Raw genomic sequence first — 18439 nt, 5'->3', positions numbered from 1 at the left:
AAAGCTCTACAGGCACTTTTTTTTGCAAGCAATAACTGGGGAGTTATTCGCACTTATAATGAGGTAAAAAAATGCGTGCACAAAGTATAATCAAAATAAATATAAATGGGAAAGGGTATGATCATGTCTACGCTTAGATTACCGCGTTTATTATCTGACGGAGCAGTTATTCAGAGAAGAAAGAGCATTCATATATGGGGCTGGGATGAACCCGGCACAAAGGTTACAGCAACGCTTGAAAAGGATCAGGTAAGTGGAGAGACAGATGGAAATGGAAGATTCGATCTGTATCTGCCGGCCCGCGAGAGCGGTGGCCCTTATGAGCTTGTAGTAAGTGATGATAAGGGTGAGAAAAAGGTTGTTAAGGATGTAATGCTTGGTCTTGTCTGGCTGTGCTCAGGTCAGTCTAATATGGAACTTCCCCTTACAAGGTGTAAGGATCAGTATCCTGAAGTTGTAAAAAACGATGTTAATAACAGAATACGTACTTTCAAGATTGTTGAGGAAACCTCTTATAGTGGACCCTTGGAGGAACATCACACAGGCAGCTGGACAGAAGTAAAACACGAGACAATAATGGATTTTTCCGCTGTTGGGTACTTTTTTGCCAAGCATCTTCAAAAACTTACAGGTCAGACCGTAGGAATAATCAATGCAAGCCTTGGTGGCTCAAGGATTTTTGGCTGGATGGGCAGAGAAATGCTTGAGGGTTATGATGAGCTCTTGGAAGAGGCTGACAGATATGCAGATAAAGAGTTCTACGATGGACAGATTGCAAAGAATATTGCAAACGGCGATGCATGGAGAAATACTCTTTATCAGAAAGATGAAGGAATAAAGAACAACTGGCAGCTGGAAAGCACAGATGACAGTAACTGGAAAACCTTTGAAGTTCCGGGATTTTTCAAGGGAACTGAGCTTGAAGGCTTTATAGGCTCTGTGTGGTTTAGAAAGAAATTTGACCTGCCAAAAGAACTTGCGGGAAAATCAGCAAGGCTCTTTATGGGAACAATGGTAGACAGCGACACTATTTTTGTAAACGGGCAAAAACTCGGTGAGACCGCTTATCAGTATCCACCACGTAAGTACGATATTCCTGAAGGACTTACAAGAGAAAAGGATAACGAAGTAGTTATAAGACTTTGTGTGGAGAACGGCCTTGGAAGATTTACTCCGGAAAAAGAGCTAAAGATCTTTAATCAGGATGCAACCGTTTATCTGAATGGTACTTATAAATACAGGATCGCCGCAGAGTGCGAAAAGATACAGCCAACAGACTTTGTAAACTGGAAAGCGACAGGTCTTTTCAATGGCATGACAGCTCCCTGCAAAAACTATCCTATTGATGGTGTGGTTTGGTATCAGGGTGAGTCAAATGTTGAGAGAGACGAGGACTATGCGGATCTTACTAAGAGAATGGTCCTTGGATACAGAAAGCTTTGGAATGATGAGAACCTTCCTTTCATTGCAGTTCAGCTTCCAAACTTTGTAATAGACCAGCTTCCTTGCACGGATGATTGGGGAAGATTCAGACTTGTTCAGAATAGGATACTGGATATTCCAATGACTGGGCTTATCGTGACATTGGGACTTGGAGAGGACAATGACCTTCATCCCACTGTAAAAGAACCAATCGGTGAGAGAATGGCTCTTTGGGCAGCTCATATGAAATATGGCTGCGGCGCAGAATACAAAGGACCTGAAATTGAGAGTGCAAAGATTGTCACAGAAGATGATGAAGCTTATGCTGAGATAAAACTAGCTCATACTGCGGGACTTAAAGTTGCTGATGAGGGTAAAGGATACGAACTTCTTGATTTTTATATTGAGAATGAAGGAGGCACTTCGCAAAAGGCAGAGGCAGCTCTTTTGGGAGATAAGGTATTAGTTAAGATAGATAAAGACAGTAAAAAAATAAAACTCAAATGGTGCTGTGAGAACACTTACCACGGCGGTCTTATCGAGAACGAAACAGGCACGCCCCTTGCACCATTTGAGATTACAGTAGAATAATTATTTATGATTTTAAGTCCGCGCCTGCTCTGTAGAGCTTTCGGTATTCTGTAGGTGAGCAGCCATTGGTGTCTTTGAACACTCTGTTAAAGGTTGAAAGACTAAAGAATCCAGACTGCATGGCAATGTCCATAACGGAGAGATCTGTGTCACCTAAAAGTTCCTGGGCCATGAGCACGCGGCGCTTGGTAATGTACTGATAGCATGAGATTCCCATGTAAGACTTAAAGAGTCTTTCAAAGTGAAATTTGGAAAATCCTGCAATCTCAGCAAGCTGCTCAACACTAAGGTCATCTGATCTGTGGGAATCGATATAGTTTGTAACAGAAACAAGCTTGTCGATGTTCTTGCGCTGAGGGTCATCATTTACGACAGCAGATGTTACATCGTTGGGATGCATGCTTCCTATCTGGGCGAGAATAAGAGTTACCAGTGAGTAAACAGATATATGAAGGAACTCATCGCTTTCACCATAAAGCCTGTCTATTTCCCAGAAATAGTTCTGAAGACGGGCGTCCTCAAGAGGATACTCATTCTGCTTTATATGAACATAAGGTGGAAGAGTCTTAAGAAGAGGAACCAGTGATGAAACCTGAGAATATCCACCGATATCAAACAGGAGTATAAGCTTTTCACCGCCGGGAGTATCTGAGAGATATTCGTGCAGGGTTCCCGGTGCTATAAGCACAATGTCTCCGGGGTTACAGCAGATCATGGACTGGGTATCATTGTGAAATTTGATATTTAGCGTTCCGGAAACTATGAGAATAAGTTCCACTTCATTGTGCCAGTGCAGAGGATATTCCGAAAGCGTGTTGTGATATAAAAGAACACCCTTTAGTGTGTCATAAAAGATGTCTTCACGAGCCTGTTCATTGATGTCACTTATCATGTTGATTACGCTCCTTATCTAGGAAACTGCAAGATTACGTGGAATATTTTATCATAAAAGAAGATTTTTTAGGAGAAAGGATTTTAACTAAAATGGGGAATAAAGAATGGACACAGCTTTGGCTTGGTTATAAGAATGTAAGTAATGATAATAAGACTGTCAGCTGTGAAGTGGTAGGGTTTAACAAGGATTCACAGGTGATAAAGAGTGCACTTTGTGAGCTCAAAAGTGGATTAAAGGGAATTGTATCAGATGAGGTTGTGGATAACGCAGGCTCTTTTGACATTGCTCTTACTATTAAAAAAGTGGATGCCATCGCAAAGGAAGGTTTCAGGCTTGAGAGCGATGCCTCATCTGTAAGCATTTTTGCGTCAGATGATAACGGTGCATTATATGGAGCTTTTGAACTATTAAGACAGCTCTCCTGTGGAAAAAAGTTTTCTGAGATCAATGTGGAAAAGACTCCATCCAACCCACTTCGAATGATGAACCACTGGGACAACATGGATGGCAGCATCGAAAGAGGCTATTCAGGACAATCTTTCTTTTTCGAAAATAAAGAGATCGTGGTTGATGAGAGAACCCGTGACTATGCAAGATTCATGGCAAGCATCGGTATCAACGGAATTGTCATTAACAACGTAAATGTTAAGGATGCAGCAACTTACCTTATTACAGACAGATATTTTGACAAGGTAAAAGAGCTGTCTGAGGTATTTGCAGATTATGGAATAAAGACATATCTGTCCCTTAATTTTGCCGCACCTATAGAGCTTGGCGGACTTGAAGTCTGTGATCCTCTTGATGAAAATGTTATAAGCTGGTGGAAAGAGAAGGCAAAAGAAGTATTCGGAAAGCTTCCGCATCTCGGAGGATTCCTTGTAAAGGCTGACTCAGAGGGAAGACCCGGACCATTCACATACGGAAGAACACAGGCAGATGGCGCAAATATGCTGGGAGATGTAGTTGCTCCTTATGGCGGGATAATCATTTGGAGATGCTTTGTTTACAACTGCACTCAGGACTGGAGAGATTACAAGACAGACAGAGCAAGAGCCGGATATGATTACTTCAAGGATTTTGACGGAGCATATCATGACAACGTTATCCTTCAGATAAAGAACGGCCCTATGGATTTCCAGATCAGAGAGCCTATTTCTCCACTTATTGGTGGACTTACAAAGACCAATCAGATGCTGGAAGTTCAGATTGCACAGGAATACACAGGACATCAGATAGATCTTTGCTATCTTATGCCAATGTTCAAGGAGGTTCTTGGATTTAAGACCTACTGTCAAAAAGAAAATGATACTGTTGCAGATGTAGTGAGCGGAAGAGCATTTGGTAATAAGCTTGCAGGAATGGCAGCAGTTATCAATACCGGTAATGACAAGAACTGGACAGGAAATTATCTGGCAGCAGCTAACCTTTATGGTTTTGGAAGACTTGCCTTTGACACGGAGCTTTCCTCTGAAGAAATAGCAAGAGAGTGGATAAGACTTACATTTGCCCTTGAAAAAGTGGATGAAGACAAGCTTACAGATATGCTTTTAAGATCTCGCGAGATATATGAAAAGTACACAAGTCCTCTTGGAATCGGCTGGATGGTTACACCACATGATCACTACGGCCCAAGCGTTGATGGATATGAGTACTCAAGATGGGGCACATATCACAGGGCAGACCACCTGGGAATCGGAGTTGACAGATCAGATAAGGGAACAGGATACGCTCAGCAGTATTACAAAGAAAATGCTGAAAAGTACAATGATCCTGAAAAATGTCCTGAAGAGCTGCTTCTTTTCTTCCACCACATTCCATATACATGGAAACTTAAAACAGGAAAGACACTGATCCAGCACATTTATGATAGCCACTTTGAAGGCGAGGCTGAGGCTGAAGAGCTCTTTGAAACCTGGAAGAGTCTTGAAGGAAAGGTTCCTTCAGAAGTATTTGAGAATGTTTCTCACAGATTCGAACTGCAGATCTACAATGCAAAAGAGTGGAGAGATCAGGTGAACTCTTACTTCTATAGAAAGAGTGGTATTTCTGACGAGAAGGGCAGAAAGATATATTAAATATAATAAAAGCTGGTAACTGCATGGACAAAACCTACAGTTGTCAGCTTTTTGAAATTGTGCACTGTGCACAAAGCGCGCATTTATTAGTAAGTGATAGTCAATATTTGATAGGAATATATGACGTCAATAAATTACAATAAGAGAGTAGAAATTGTGCAATATTTCTACAATAGAATAAAGGGGTTTTAGGAGGAGTTTATGAGCAGAACCAAAACACAGAGGAAGGGGAGTAATCAGTCCTTTGGTGTCTACATCAAGCGCTACTGGCAGTTATACGTTCTTCTTGCTCTGCCAATCATCTATCTGATTGTTTTCAAGTACATTCCAATGCTTTACATCATGATTGCTTTCAAGAAATACAGCATTGTCCAGTCTATCTGGGAAATGCCCTGGGCTAAGAATCATGGTATGGAGTACTTCATCAAAGCATTTAGTACAAAAGATTTTATCAATTCTTTGAGAAACACAATTGTTCTTAACCTTTTTGATCTGGTTATCGGATTCCCAATACCGATCATATTTGCTCTTATTTTAAATGAGCTCAGATTTAAAATGTTCAAAAAGACAGTTCAGACTATTGCATATATGCCTCATTTCCTTTCATGGGTTATTATCTATGGTCTTGCACTTCAGCTCTTTACACCTACAGATGGTCTTGTAAATATGGCTATCAAGGCATTTGGAGGAGAGCCTATCCCATTTCTTAATGATCCTGCACACTGGGTTGGAACATATATCGGCCTTGGTGTATGGCAGAGTTTTGGATGGAACTCAATCATATATCTTGCTGCTATTGCAGGTATTTCACCTGAACTTTATGAGGCAGCCAGCGTAGACGGTGCCGGACGTTTCCAAAAGATGTGGCACATTACACTTCCGGGAATCAAGCCTACTATCGTAGTTCTTTTGATAATGGCTCTTGGTAATATCATTGGATCAAACTTTGACAGACCATTCGCACTTCAGAACAACCTCGTTATGAAGTATGCAGAAGTTATCTCTACATATGTATATAAAGCTGGTATTAAGGGACTGCAGTTCAGTTTGACAACTGCAATAGGTCTTTTCCAGTCAGTAATAAATGTATTCTTCCTGCTTGCTGCCAACTGGCTTTCACGTAAGCTGGGTGAGAGAGGAATCTGGTGATATATTGCTGGCAAGCGCATAATTTTAAAGGAGAATATATAAAATGGATGAAAGTAGAACTATAAGATCCACAAAAACACAAGTTGGGGATTGGGTTTTCGTTTTTATATGTGTACTTATAAGTCTTATCTGTGTTATTCCTATGATCAACCTTTTGGCAAGATCACTTTCAGGTACAGACTTCCTTGTAAGGCATGAAGTATATCTTTTACCTAAGGGACTTAACTTTGACGCTTACAAGACAGTTCTTGGTGATGTGAAATACATTCACGCATTTGTATGGACAGTAGTTTTGACAGTTATATGCACAGTCTTTTCACTCTTTATGACAACAATCTGTGCATACCCTTTGATCTTTGAAAACTTAAAAGGCAGAGGTATTATCAATATCTTTATCACAATTACAATGTTCTTCTCTGCAGGTACTATTCCAAACTACCTGCTTATGCAGAAGATTGGCTTTTTGGATAACCCGCTGGTACTCATCGTTCCATATTGTATGAGCGTTTACAACATGATCATCATGAGAAGTTTCTTTTATGGAATACCTGAGTCACTTAGAGAATCAGCCGAGATTGACGGAGCATCATACTTCAGGATTCTTTGGTCAATTTACATTCCATTGTCAAAGCCTGTTCTTGCAACACTTGCTCTTTTCTATGCTGTAGGACGTTGGAATGGTTATTCAGATGCTCTTATGTTTATGAAAAACAAGGATTTCTATCCTTTGCAGCTTCTTCTTTACAACATTCTGAATAACATCAATTCAGTAGAAGTTGCTACACAGGAAGGTTTCTCAGCACCTGGTCTTAAGGATTCACTTAAGTCCGCAATAGTTATGTTTTCAACTATTCCTATTTTGTGTATTTATCCGTTCCTTCAGAAGTACTTCATCCACGGAGTTACTCTTGGAGCGGTAAAAGAATGAGCACTTGGCGAGGTTTTTTCGAGCATAGTGCGAATTCTTGTTCTGGCTCACACATAGTGTGAGAGCAGAACTTCCTTAGTTAACTCCCCCTTAGGGGGCAAAAGATAAATGGAGGTTATGTTATGAGGAAAAAGGTATTATCTATGTTACTTGCATCTGCAATGACTCTTTCACTTGCAGCATGCGGTAGCCAGGGCGGTGAACAGGCCGCTGAGAGTGCTCCGGCAAACGCTGATGCACCAGCAGCTCAGACTGAGACAACTCAGGCTGACACAGCAACAGAACCAGCAGTTGCTTCAGAACTTACAGATGGTAAGTTCGCAGACACAAGACACATCACAGTTGAGGTTTATGACCGTGGTAACGACGGCGGATCAGACCCAACAAACAATGTGTACACAGACTACATTAAGAAGGGAATGCTTGAGGAGCACAACGTAGAAGTTGAGTTCGTAGCAGTTCCTCGTTGGACAGAGGTTGATGAAATCAACAACCTTCTTGCAGGCGGAACAGCACCTGATGTATGTGTAACTTATTCTTATCCAACAATCAAGACATATGCTGACATGGGCGGTGTTCTTGATCTTAGACCTTACATTGATGATTACAAGGATGAACTTCCTAACCTTTGGACATGGCTTGGTGAGTCAAACCTTTACTGGGATGCTGATCCTGAGAACGGCCAGACATGGGCAGTTGAAGCAAAGCTTGCTAACATGAACAGAATCCTTACATTCGTTCGTAAGGACTGGCTTGATAAGCTTGGTCTTGCTGAACCTACAACAAAGCAGGAGTTCCATGACATGCTCGTAGCATTCAAGGACAATGCTAGCGAACTTCTTGGAGCAGACGCTGACAAGATGGTTCCTTATTCAGTTTCTTACGATGTAGGTTGGAGAGCTGGTACTCTTATCGAGTCTTTCATTGATCCAGCGATCTCTGACAAAGAGTTCTATGTAAACGGCTTCGATGACAGAAAGCTTACACAGAACGGAACAAAGGAAGCAGTTAAGCTCCTTAACCAGTGGTACAACGAAGGCCTTATGTGGAATGATTTCGCTATCTACGGATCAGGCGACACAACAGAAGATGACATGATGAAGGCTGGTTATGTTGGCGCATTCACACACAACTGGGATTATCCTTTCAGAAACGGTGAGGATTCAATCCAGGCTAACCTTAAGAGACTTGTAGGCGAAGACGCTAAGTATGTAGCAATCGATCCATTCGAAGACAAGAACGGAACACACAACAAGTTCCTCGCAGGCCCTATCGATCGTAAGATCTTCTTCCCTGCAACAAACGATGAGCCTCTTGCATCAATGCTTTACCTTGATTTCATCTCAGATCCTGAAACAATCCAGTTCTTACAGCTTGGTGAAGAAGGTGTTACATGCAACAAGCTTGATGACGGTGGATATGAGATCGTTGCTGCAACAGGCGATGCAATCCAGAACTCTGGTATGAACATTGACTACACAATCACATGTAATGGTCTTCACCTTACATCTGATGACCTCACAGAGAAGACTCTTGCTCACTCATATGCAGGAATCGATGTTGAGGATGTAATCAAGGCTAACGAAATTGCAAAGACTGACACAAGAGTAGGTATCAACGTAAAGACTGGTGACATCGAAGCAGAAGGTGGCGTAGGCGATACACTTTCAGCTAAGAGAGATCAGATCTATGATCAGGCTATGAGCGCAAGCGTAGATGCATTCGAATCTGTTTGGGATGAGGGTGTTGCTGATTACCTTGGTTCAGGCGGACAGGCTATCATTGATGAGAGAACTCAGAAATGGGAAGCTACATACGGCGATGCTGAGAACATCAGATAATTAGTATTGGCAAAAAAATTTTGAGCAGCTGTCACTTAATTGTGGCAGCTGTTTTTTGCATATAAAAATCTGCATGTAACTAACAACAATAATTAAGCTAATAAAGGCAAAATATGGTAAGAAAATTAAATGCTCCACCTATACAATAAATATGGTAAACAAAAGAATCTTAAGGGGTATAGATATGAATAGACAAGAAGCAAGAAAGCGCGCCAAAGAGCTTGTTGCTAAGATGACAGTTGAAGAGAAGGCATCTCAGCTTCGCTATGACGCACCTGCTATCGACAGACTTGGAATCCCTGCTTACAACTGGTGGAACGAGGCTCTGCATGGGGTGGCAAGAGCCGGTACAGCTACCATGTTTCCGCAGGCAATCGGTCTTGCTGCAGCTTTTGATGAGGAGCTGATGAAAGAAGTCGGCGAGATCATTGCAACAGAAGGAAGAGCCAAGTATAACGAGCAGTCTAAGAGAGAAGACAGAGATATCTACAAGGGCCTTACTTTCTGGGCACCAAACGTTAATATTTTCAGAGATCCAAGATGGGGAAGAGGTCATGAGACCTATGGAGAGGATCCATTCCTTACAAGCAGCCTGGCAGTTCCTTTTGTCAAGGGAATTCAGGGGGATGGAGAGTATATGAAGGCAGCTGCGTGTGCCAAGCATTTTGCTGTTCATTCAGGCCCTGAGGGAGAAAGACATTTCTTTAACGCCAAGGCATCCAAGAAGGACCTTGAAGAGACCTATTTACCTGCTTTTGAAGCATGCGTAAAAGAGGCTGGTGTTGAAGCTGTAATGGGTGCTTACAACAGAACCAATGATGAACCATGTTGTGCAAATAAGCCACTTATGGTTGACACACTCAGAGGCAAGTGGGGATTTGAAGGCCACTTCGTATCTGATTGTTGGGCAGTAAAAGATTTCCATGAGAATCACAAGGTTACAAAGAGTCCTGAAGAGTCTGCAAAGCTTGCGCTTGAAATGGGCTGTGATCTTAACTGCGGATGTACATACCAGAAAATTATGAATGCCTACAGAGCAGGTATTTTAAGTGAGGAGACTATCACTACTTCCTGTGAAAGACTCTTTACAGCAAGATTCCTTTTAGGCATGTTTGATAAGACAGAGTATGATGAGATTCCTTTCGATGTTGTTGAGTGCAAAGAACACCTTGAAGTTGCGCACAGGGCGGCAAAAGAGTCAGTAGTTCTTTTGAAAAACAATGGAATCCTTCCTCTTGATAAGAGCAAGTTAAAGACCATCGGAGTAGTTGGACCAAACGCCAACTCAAGATTGTCACTTATTGGAAACTATCACGGAACAGCTTCAAGATATATCACTGTTCTTGAGGGAATCCAGGATAAGGTTGGAGAAGATGTCCACGTTCTTTACTCAGAGGGCTGCGATATTTTCAAAGACAATATAAGTAACCTTTCTGATCCTAACCTTCCTGACAGACTTTCAGAGGCTAAGGCAGTTGCAGATTACTCAGATGTAGTAGTTGTTGTGCTGGGCCTTGATGAGAACCTTGAGGGTGAAGAAGGAGATGCAGGAAACCAGTTTGCATCAGGAGATAAGATAAACCTTAGCCTTCCACTTCCACAGAGACAGCTCCTTTACTCAGTACTTGAGTGCGGAAAGCCTACAATTGTCATCAATATGGCCGGAAGTGCGATAGACCTTTCAAAGGCTCAGGATGATGCAGATGCAGTTCTCCAGGCATTTTATCCGGGAGCAAGAGGCGGAAAAGATGTAGCCGATATCCTCTTTGGTGATGTATCACCTTCAGGAAAGCTTCCTGTTACTTTCTACAAGTCAGCAGATGATCTTCCTGACTTCAAAGACTACTCAATGAAGAACAGGACTTACAGATACTTTACAGGAACACCTCTTTATCCTTTTGGATATGGCCTTACATATGGTGACTGCTATGTTAAGCCTGAAAACCATTTACATATGGATAACGGCAGTGAGCCTGATACATTTGATGCAGAGCTTACGGTTACGGTAGTAAATGATGGTAAAGTAGACACAGACGAAGTTGTACAGGTTTATATCAAGGATCTTGATTCTGAGTTTGCCACTACTTATCCTCGTCTTTGCGGATTTAAGAGAGTACATGTTAGGGCAGGCGCAGAAACAGAGGTAACAATAAAGCTTGATAAGAAGGCCTTCACATCTGTCAATGAAGATGGCGAGAGAAAGGTATATGGCAAGAACTTCAGAATCTATTTTGGAACACAGCAGCCTGATGCCCGTTCTGAGGAGCTCACAGGACATAAGTGTGCAAGCTTTGATGTTAAGTTGTGACATTGATTGCGTACAATATGAATAAAAAAGTGAAGTGTTTTTCTACATTTTGCAAGATTGTATTTTAGTCATCAATGACAGATAATATTTTAGATACGAATAAAATAATTAGGGGAAAACAATATAAGTTTTAAGCGTTTTTACGCGAGAAAGGGGATTTTTATGATTAACATTCCAGAAGTAAAAATTGGACTTGTTGCAGTAAGCCGTGACTGCTTCCCAGCATCACTTGCTGTAAACAGAAGAAAGGCTTTGGCTGAAGCCTACAAGAAAGCGTTTGGGGATAAGGACGTTTATGAGTGTCCTGTATGCATCATCGAGAGCGAAGTTCAGACACTTGAGGCTCTTGAAGATGTTAAGAGAGCAGGATGTAACGCTCTTTGCGTATATCTTGGAAACTTCGGACCTGAAATTTCAGAGACACTTCTTGCTGAGAAATTTGACGGACCTGTAATGTTCTGCGCAGCTGCAGAAGAATCACAGGGCGACCTTATTGATGGCAGAGGAGATGCATACTGCGGTATGCTCAACGCAAGCTACAACCTTCACCTTCGTGGAGTAAAGGCATACATTCCAGAGTATCCTGTTGGAACAGCTGATGAGTGTGCAAAGATGATCAACGAGTTCGTTCCAATCGCAAGAGCAATCGTTGGACTTAGAGACCTCAAGGTTATCAGCTTTGGACCTCGTCCTATGAACTTCCTTGCTTGTAACGCTCCTATTCAGCAAATCTACAACATGGGTGCAGAGATTGAAGAAAACTCAGAGCTTGACCTCTTCGAGAGCTTCAACAAGCATGCCGGAGATCCTAGAATCGCTGAAGTTAAGGCTGATATGGAAAAAGACCTCGGTGCAGGTAACAAGAAGCCTGAAATCCTTGAGAAGCTTGCTCAGTATGAGCTTACACTTCTTGACTGGATCGAAGAGCACAGAGGCGGCAAGAAATATGTATGTATCGCTGGTAAGTGCTGGCCTGCATTCCAGACACAGTTTGGATTCGTTCCTTGCTACGTAAACTCAAGACTTACAGGCCGCGGAATTCCTGTATCTTGTGAAGTAGATATCTACGGTGCAATCAGTGAGTTCATCGGAACATGCATCAGCAACGATGCTGTTACACTTCTTGATATCAACAACTCTGTACCTGCTGATATGTATGAAGAGAGCATCAAGGGCAAGTTTGATTACAAGCACACAGATACATTCATGGGCTTCCACTGCGGAAATACATGCACAAGCAAGCTTTCAAGCTGCGAGATGAAGTTCCAGAGAATCATGGCTAGAAACCTTCCTGAAGAAGTTACACAGGGAACACTTGAAGGCGATATCATTCCTGGTGATATCACATTCTACAGACTGCAGAGCACATCAGACAACCACCTTCGTGCATATGTAGCTCAGGGTGAAGTTCTTCCTGTAGGAACAAGATCATTCGGCGGTATCGGTGTATTCGCTATTCCTGAGATGGGCAGATTCTACAGACACGTACTTATTCAGCAGAACTTCCCGCACCATGGTGCTGTTGCATTTGGTCACTTTGGAAAGGCTCTTTACGAAGTATTTAAGTATGTTGGTGCTGAGACAATCGGTTACAATCAGCCAGCATCACTTCCATACCCAACAGAGAACCCATTTGCTTAATGTATAGGGTATAGCAGATTGACAATAGAAGCCACTTTGGAGGTTGCTCCAAGGTGGCTTTTCATTTATAATTAAAATGTTAAGAGTTTTGTAAAAAAGTTGAAGGGGAGTTTCATTAAATGAAAAAAGCTAGAAAAATCTTTTTTTCTATGGGATTGCTGATAGCGGTTTTAGCTTTCCTATCTTTTGTTCCTGCCTTTGGAATCAAAGCCGCAGCAGGAGCATCCGGCCCGGAAGTGGCAGTTGGTATCGACGTTTCTAAGTATCAGGGTGGAATCAACTGGCAGCAGGTCAGGGCAGCAGGCGTCAGATTTGCAATGATCAGGGTGGGCACAACCAAAAAAGGACTTGATGAACAGTTTGCTAATAATATAAACGGAGCTAATGCAGCAGGCGTAAGAACAGGTGTCTATATTTATTCTTATGCGACAACACCTGAGGCAGCGGCTGCAGAAGCCAACCAGGTTTTAGCATGGATCGCACCATATACAGTAACATTCCCGGTAGCAATTGATATAGAAGATTCCTGTCAAAAGAACTTAAGCTCAGCGCAGCTTCAGGCAATTGCCGACACATTTTGCGGCATCCTCAATGCTAACGGATATGAGACAATGGTATATGCAAGCAGAAACTGGTTCCTTAACAGGATGCCTAATGTAGCTTCTGCAAAATGGATTGCACAGTACAACTCTTCCTGTGATTATGCAGGCGAGTATGCAATGTGGCAGTCAAGCAGCCATGGTTCCTACTCAGGAATCCCTACAAGAGTAGATGTTAACCACCTTTATGTTGACTATTTCTCCAGAATAATCGGAGAAGGCTTCAACAGCTGGGGCGGACATGTATATTATTACAGCAACTACCGTAAACAGTACGGATGGCTTAACCTTGCAAATGGCAGATATCACGCGGATGAAAATGGATTTGTTCAGACCGGATGGTTCCAGGATGAAAGCGGTATCTACTACTTTAAACCTGCTGAAGGCGGCCTTGCAGCAGTTGGATTTAATGATATCGACGGATCTCGTTTTTACTTTGATGCCAACGGCGTAAGATGCACAGGTCTCCTTAATCTGGGAGAAGCCGGTGTTTATTATGCCAATGCTGACGGCGTATGCCAGAAGGGATTTGTTCAGTTAGAAGACGGAATCCACTTCTTTGATGATAATTATGCGATGCATGTAGGACTTACACAGGTCGGTAATAATCTTTATCTCTTTGACGGAAATGGCGTAATGCTTACAGGAATGCATGCTCTTGAAACAGGTAAGTACATGTTTGGAGCAGACGGTATTGCTATAAGCGGCTGGTACTCCAACGAGCAGGGACAGAGATTCTATTTTAATCCTGAGACTCACACCGCACTTGCAGGACTTCAGACTGTAGAGGGAGCTAATTACCTCTTTGGTGATGACGGAGTAATGCAGACCGGCTGGTCAGGAGATGTAGCAAGCAGATACTACTTCGGAGCAGATGGCAAGATGGTTACAGGCTGGAACGTGATAGACGGACAGTCCTACTACTTCGGAGCTGATGGCAAGATGGTAACAGGACTTGCAAAGATTGCAGACGGAACCTACTACCTTGAGCCAACAGACGGACATATGACACTTGGATGGGTACAGACAGCAGAAGGCTGGAGATTCTTCGATGGCAACACAGGCAAGATGCTCACATCTGTGACAGTACCGCTTGATAACGTAAACTGCACATTTGATAAGAACGGAATCTTAGTTGATCCTGCAGGCTGGACACCGGGAACACCGGCTCCTGCACCGGCAGCAGATGCTGCAGCAGCTGCTTCAACTACAGCAGGCTGATAATTATCGAATATTTAAGCGTAAATATTAAAGGCGTACATATCACATTTAATACGTGGTATGTATGCCTTTTTTGTCACCTTGTAAAAAGTCTGCTAATCACTTAAAATGTTCCTTGGAGTTTTTATAATTTGAAAGATGAGGGAAACGTTAATGAATTTCGAAGAAGCTAAAAAGAAACTTGAACAGTTCGGTCAGGAACATGTTCTTAAATACTACGATGAACTCAGCGAGGCTGAGAAAAAGGAACTTTTACAGCAGATCGATGAGACAGATTTTGCTGTACTTGAGAACTGCAAGAACCTTGGTAAGAGCGAGGGAAGAGGAAACTTTGCTCCACTTGCAGCAATGCAGATCTCTGAGATTGAAAAGAGAAAAGAAGAGTTCACAAAGATTGGTGTTGAGACTATCAAAGCCGGAAAAGTAGCAGCTTGTCTCCTTGCAGGCGGAATGGGAACAAGACTTGGCTCTGACAATCCAAAGGGCATGTATGATATAGGACTTACCAAGCATGTGTACATTTTCCAGAGAATTATCGAGAACCTTCTTGATACAGTTAAGCAGGCCGATGGAACATACTTAAGACTCTTTATCATGACAAGTGAAAAGAATAATGATGCAACAATAAACTTCCTTAAGGAGCACAACTATTTCGGATATCCTGAGGAAAAGGTTACATTCTTTAAACAGGACATGGCACCTGCTTCTGACTATGAAGGAAAGGTTTATATGGAGGGCAAGAACAGAATCTCCACATCACCTAACGGAAATGCAGGCTGGTATTCATCAATGCTCAAGGCTGGTCTTCGTGACCTTATTTTAGAAGAGGGCATCGAATGGATCGATATCTTTGCAGTAGACAACGTTCTTCAGAGAATAGCAGACCCTTGCTTCGTAGGTGCTACAGTTAATGCAGCAGTTGACTGCGGTGCAAAGGTTGTTAGAAAGAACGCTCCTGATGAGAAGGTTGGCGTTATGTGCCTTGAAGATGGCAAGCCATCAATTGTTGAGTACTATGAGCTTTCACAGGAAATGATGGACGCCAAGGATGAGAATGGTGATCCTGCATACAACTACGGAGTAATCCTTAACTACCTCTTTAATGAGAAAGCACTTAATGAGATTGCTAAAAAGACACTTCCTCTTCACGTAGTTGAGAAGAAGATTCCATACATCGATGAGAATGCTAATCTTGTAAAGCCTGAAAAGCCAAACGGCTGCAAGTTCGAGCAGCTCGTTCTTGATATGATCCACGAACTCGACAGCTGTCTTCCATACGAAGTAGTAAGAGAGTACGAGTTCGCACCTATCAAAAACAAAGAAGGAATCGACTCAGTAGAGTCCGCAAGAGAGCTCTGCAAGAAGTGTGGCATAGAACTATAAATAAGAATAGTTAACAAAATGACAGCTTGATTTAACAATAGAAAGTTGAAAAGAAACAAGGCTGACCATAATATATAGAGAGAACAAAGCAGTTTTAATAAATTCAGATGGATTTTTTGTGGCACAAAAATATCCATCACTTTATAGAAAGAGGTGGATTATGGCAATTCTTGTAACAGGTGGAGCAGGTTATATTGGATCACATACAGTAGTAGAACTTCAGAATGCAGGCTACGATGTAGTAGTTATGGATAACCTTGCAAACTCCAGCAAAAAAGTAATTGGAAGAATAGAAGCACTTACAGGTAAGAAAGTACCATTTTACGAGGCAGATATAAGAGACAGAGAAGGACTTGAGAAGATCTTTTCAAGTGAGAAGATTGACAGCGTAATTCATTTTGCAGGTCTTAAAGCTGTTGGAGAATCTGTTCAGAAGCCATGGGAGTACTATGACAACAACATTACAGGAACACTTACTCTCGTAGATGTTATGAGAAAACACGGCTGCAAGAACATCATCTTCTCTTCATCAGCAACAGTATATGGCAATCCTGCATTTATTCCGATCACTGAAGAGTGCCCTAAGGGAACATGCACAAACCCTTATGGTTGGACAAAGTCAATGCTTGAGCAGGTTCTTACAGATATTCAGAAGGCAGATCCAGAGTGGAATGTTGTTCTTCTTAGATACTTCAATCCTATCGGAGCTCATAAGAGCGGAACAATCGGTGAGAATCCTAACGGAATTCCTAACAACCTGATGCCTTATATCACACAGGTTGCTGTTGGAAAGCTTCCACAGCTCAACGTATTTGGTGATGACTATGATACTCCGGACGGAACAGGTGTCCGCGATTATATCCATGTTGTAGACCTTGCTCTCGGACATGTAAAGGCTCTTAAGAAGCTTGAACCGGGCAGCGGACTTAACATCTACAACCTTGGAACAGGTGTGGGCTACAGCGTTCTTGACATTGTAAAGAACTTTGAAGCTGCTACAGGAGTTAAGATTCCTTATGTTATCAAGGAGAGACGTGCCGGCGATATTGCTACATGCTACTCCAATGCTGACAAGGCAGAAAAAGAACTTGGATGGAAGGCTCAGAACGGAATCAAGGAAATGTGCGCTGATTCCTGGAGATGGCAGAGTCAGAATCCAAATGGATACGACGATTAAAGATTTAAATGAGGTTTTATAATGTACAAAATTGAGTGTGACACACATACTCATACATTTTATTCAAGACATGCTTATTCAACTATTGAAGAAAATGTACGAGCAGCGAAGGAAGCGGGTATGACGCTTTTGGGCAGCACAGATCACTTCAGTGACATGCTGTTTGGGGATTACAAAGAGGTCAAGAATTATCAGTATCTCTTTTGTACCAATATGTGGCCAAGAAATTGGCAGGGGGTTACACTTTTAAGAGGTTGTGAAGCAGATATCGTTGACATGGATGGTCATTTATTTGGTCACGATATTGAGGTATTGAAATCAACTATAGGTGATACATACGATCCACCTCAGAATTTACAGAAGATGGTTTTTGACAGATGCGATTATGTCATTGCAAGTGTTCATGCCAAGAGACATACGATTGGTGAGTCTATCGCAAGGAATACCCAGATGTACATAAATGCTCTTGAGAATCCCAAGGTGTTCTTTATTGGACATATTGGAAGAGCGGGAGTTCCCTTTGAACTTGATGAAGTTCTTTTAAGGGCAAAAGAGCTCCATAAACCGATAGAGATCAATGAACACAGTTTTTCTTTTGAAGGACATCACAAAGAGCTTTGCAGAAAGATCGCTGAGAGATGCGCAGAGCTTGGTGTCAGCATCTGTATTAACACTGATGCACATATTTCTATCGAGATAGGTCATATGGATAAAGCTGTAAATATGCTCGAAAGCATAGATTTCCCACAGGAGCTTATAATCAACCGCTCCAGGGAAGCTTTCCTGAAAGGACTTAAGGACAGCGGGGTATTCACTGATGTTTCGGTTGTGGGTTAAACTTATAGACGATAATCACCTGATCAAAGACATGGTTGTGTGTGATGATACTGTAGACAGCAGAACACATAAAGTCATGAATTCAATAGAGAAGGCCTGCTATGAAATGGATCTTTCAAAGCCCATATGGCTTAAACCTATAGTCAGAGATTTTCAGATTCATGCCAAGTGCAGATTTACTAAGGATGCCTTTATTGAAGACGTACCTTTTGACTATATGGAAATTCAAGTAATAGAAGAAGACTATTGATAATAATTCTCACATGCTGCGCTGACGATGCGGTGCATGTGAGAATTTTCTTCTTATTATATGAAATTTCTTTTCGAGAGTATTGCTAAATTATAAAAAAAAATATTATTTTTATATTATAA

The 18439-nt window shown here is 41.9% G+C and carries 13 protein-coding genes; 12 read left to right on the top strand and 1 reads right to left on the bottom strand.

Going from position 1 to position 18439, the window contains the following annotated elements:
- The first annotated feature begins 123 nt into the window (after nucleotides 1-123).
- Nucleotides 124-2013, top strand: a complete 1890-nt coding sequence (locus G585_RS16725; RefSeq protein WP_196802875.1) for a sialate O-acetylesterase — start codon at nucleotides 124-126, stop codon at nucleotides 2011-2013.
- A 4-nt stretch (nucleotides 2014-2017) separates the two neighbouring features.
- On the opposite strand, the gene G585_RS18640 is transcribed toward G585_RS16725, so the two are convergent.
- Nucleotides 2018-2905, bottom strand: a complete 888-nt coding sequence (locus G585_RS18640) for an AraC family transcriptional regulator (RefSeq protein ID WP_022772450.1) — start codon at nucleotides 2903-2905, stop codon at nucleotides 2018-2020.
- Between the two features lie 92 nt (nucleotides 2906-2997).
- On the opposite strand from G585_RS18640, the gene G585_RS0101395 reads away from it, so the two are divergent.
- The 11 genes from G585_RS0101395 to G585_RS0101345 all read left to right on the top strand — a co-directional run bounded on the left by G585_RS0101395 (nucleotide 2998) and on the right by G585_RS0101345 (nucleotide 18317).
- Nucleotides 2998-4983: an alpha-glucuronidase family glycosyl hydrolase gene (locus tag G585_RS0101395; protein ID WP_022772449.1), complete on the top strand. Its 1986-nt coding sequence runs from the start codon at nucleotides 2998-3000 to the stop codon at nucleotides 4981-4983.
- A gap of 201 nt (nucleotides 4984-5184) precedes the next feature.
- On the top strand, nucleotides 5185-6132 hold the full coding sequence (locus G585_RS0101390; RefSeq protein ID WP_022772447.1) for an ABC transporter permease: 948 nt from the start codon (nucleotides 5185-5187) through the stop codon (nucleotides 6130-6132).
- Nucleotides 6133-6175: 43 nt separating this feature from the next.
- The gene (locus G585_RS0101385) at nucleotides 6176-7060 is read left to right on the top strand and encodes a carbohydrate ABC transporter permease (RefSeq protein ID WP_022772446.1); all 885 of its coding nucleotides are present in this window, start codon (nucleotides 6176-6178) and stop codon (nucleotides 7058-7060) included.
- Between the two features lie 122 nt (nucleotides 7061-7182).
- Nucleotides 7183-8901 carry an extracellular solute-binding protein gene (locus tag G585_RS0101380; RefSeq protein WP_022772444.1) on the top strand — a complete coding sequence of 573 codons (1719 nt, stop codon included), beginning with the start codon at nucleotides 7183-7185 and terminating at the stop codon, nucleotides 8899-8901.
- A 184-nt stretch (nucleotides 8902-9085) separates the two neighbouring features.
- The gene (locus G585_RS0101375) at nucleotides 9086-11209 is read left to right on the top strand and encodes a glycoside hydrolase family 3 C-terminal domain-containing protein (RefSeq protein WP_022772443.1); all 2124 of its coding nucleotides are present in this window, start codon (nucleotides 9086-9088) and stop codon (nucleotides 11207-11209) included.
- A 162-nt stretch (nucleotides 11210-11371) separates the two neighbouring features.
- Nucleotides 11372-12850: an L-fucose/L-arabinose isomerase family protein gene (locus G585_RS0101370; protein ID WP_022772442.1), complete on the top strand. Its 1479-nt coding sequence runs from the start codon at nucleotides 11372-11374 to the stop codon at nucleotides 12848-12850.
- A gap of 119 nt (nucleotides 12851-12969) precedes the next feature.
- Nucleotides 12970-14670 carry a GH25 family lysozyme gene (locus G585_RS0101365; protein ID WP_022772440.1) on the top strand — a complete coding sequence of 567 codons (1701 nt, stop codon included), beginning with the start codon at nucleotides 12970-12972 and terminating at the stop codon, nucleotides 14668-14670.
- Between the two features lie 153 nt (nucleotides 14671-14823).
- Complete coding sequence (locus tag G585_RS0101360) at nucleotides 14824-16053, top strand: UTP--glucose-1-phosphate uridylyltransferase (RefSeq protein WP_022772439.1); 1230 nt, start codon at nucleotides 14824-14826, stop codon at nucleotides 16051-16053.
- 160 nt (nucleotides 16054-16213) lie between these two features.
- On the top strand, nucleotides 16214-17230 hold the full coding sequence (gene galE, locus G585_RS0101355; protein ID WP_022772438.1) for a UDP-glucose 4-epimerase GalE: 1017 nt from the start codon (nucleotides 16214-16216) through the stop codon (nucleotides 17228-17230).
- A 21-nt stretch (nucleotides 17231-17251) separates the two neighbouring features.
- Entirely contained in the window at nucleotides 17252-18067 is an 816-nt protein-coding gene (locus G585_RS0101350; RefSeq protein WP_022772436.1) for a phosphatase, read from the top strand.
- Nucleotides 18048-18317 (top strand): hypothetical protein, encoded by a 270-nt coding sequence (locus tag G585_RS0101345; protein WP_022772435.1) that lies wholly within the window; start codon nucleotides 18048-18050, stop codon nucleotides 18315-18317. Before G585_RS0101350 ends, G585_RS0101345 begins: the two co-directional genes overlap by 20 nt.
- Nucleotides 18318-18439 lie beyond the last annotated feature (122 nt).

Source organism: Butyrivibrio sp. AE2015, from assembly GCF_000420825.1.
Taxonomy (GTDB): Bacteria; Bacillota; Clostridia; order Lachnospirales; family Lachnospiraceae; genus Butyrivibrio.
Note: the sequence above shows the minus strand (reverse complement) of the source record. Positions and strands in the feature narration are given on the sequence as shown.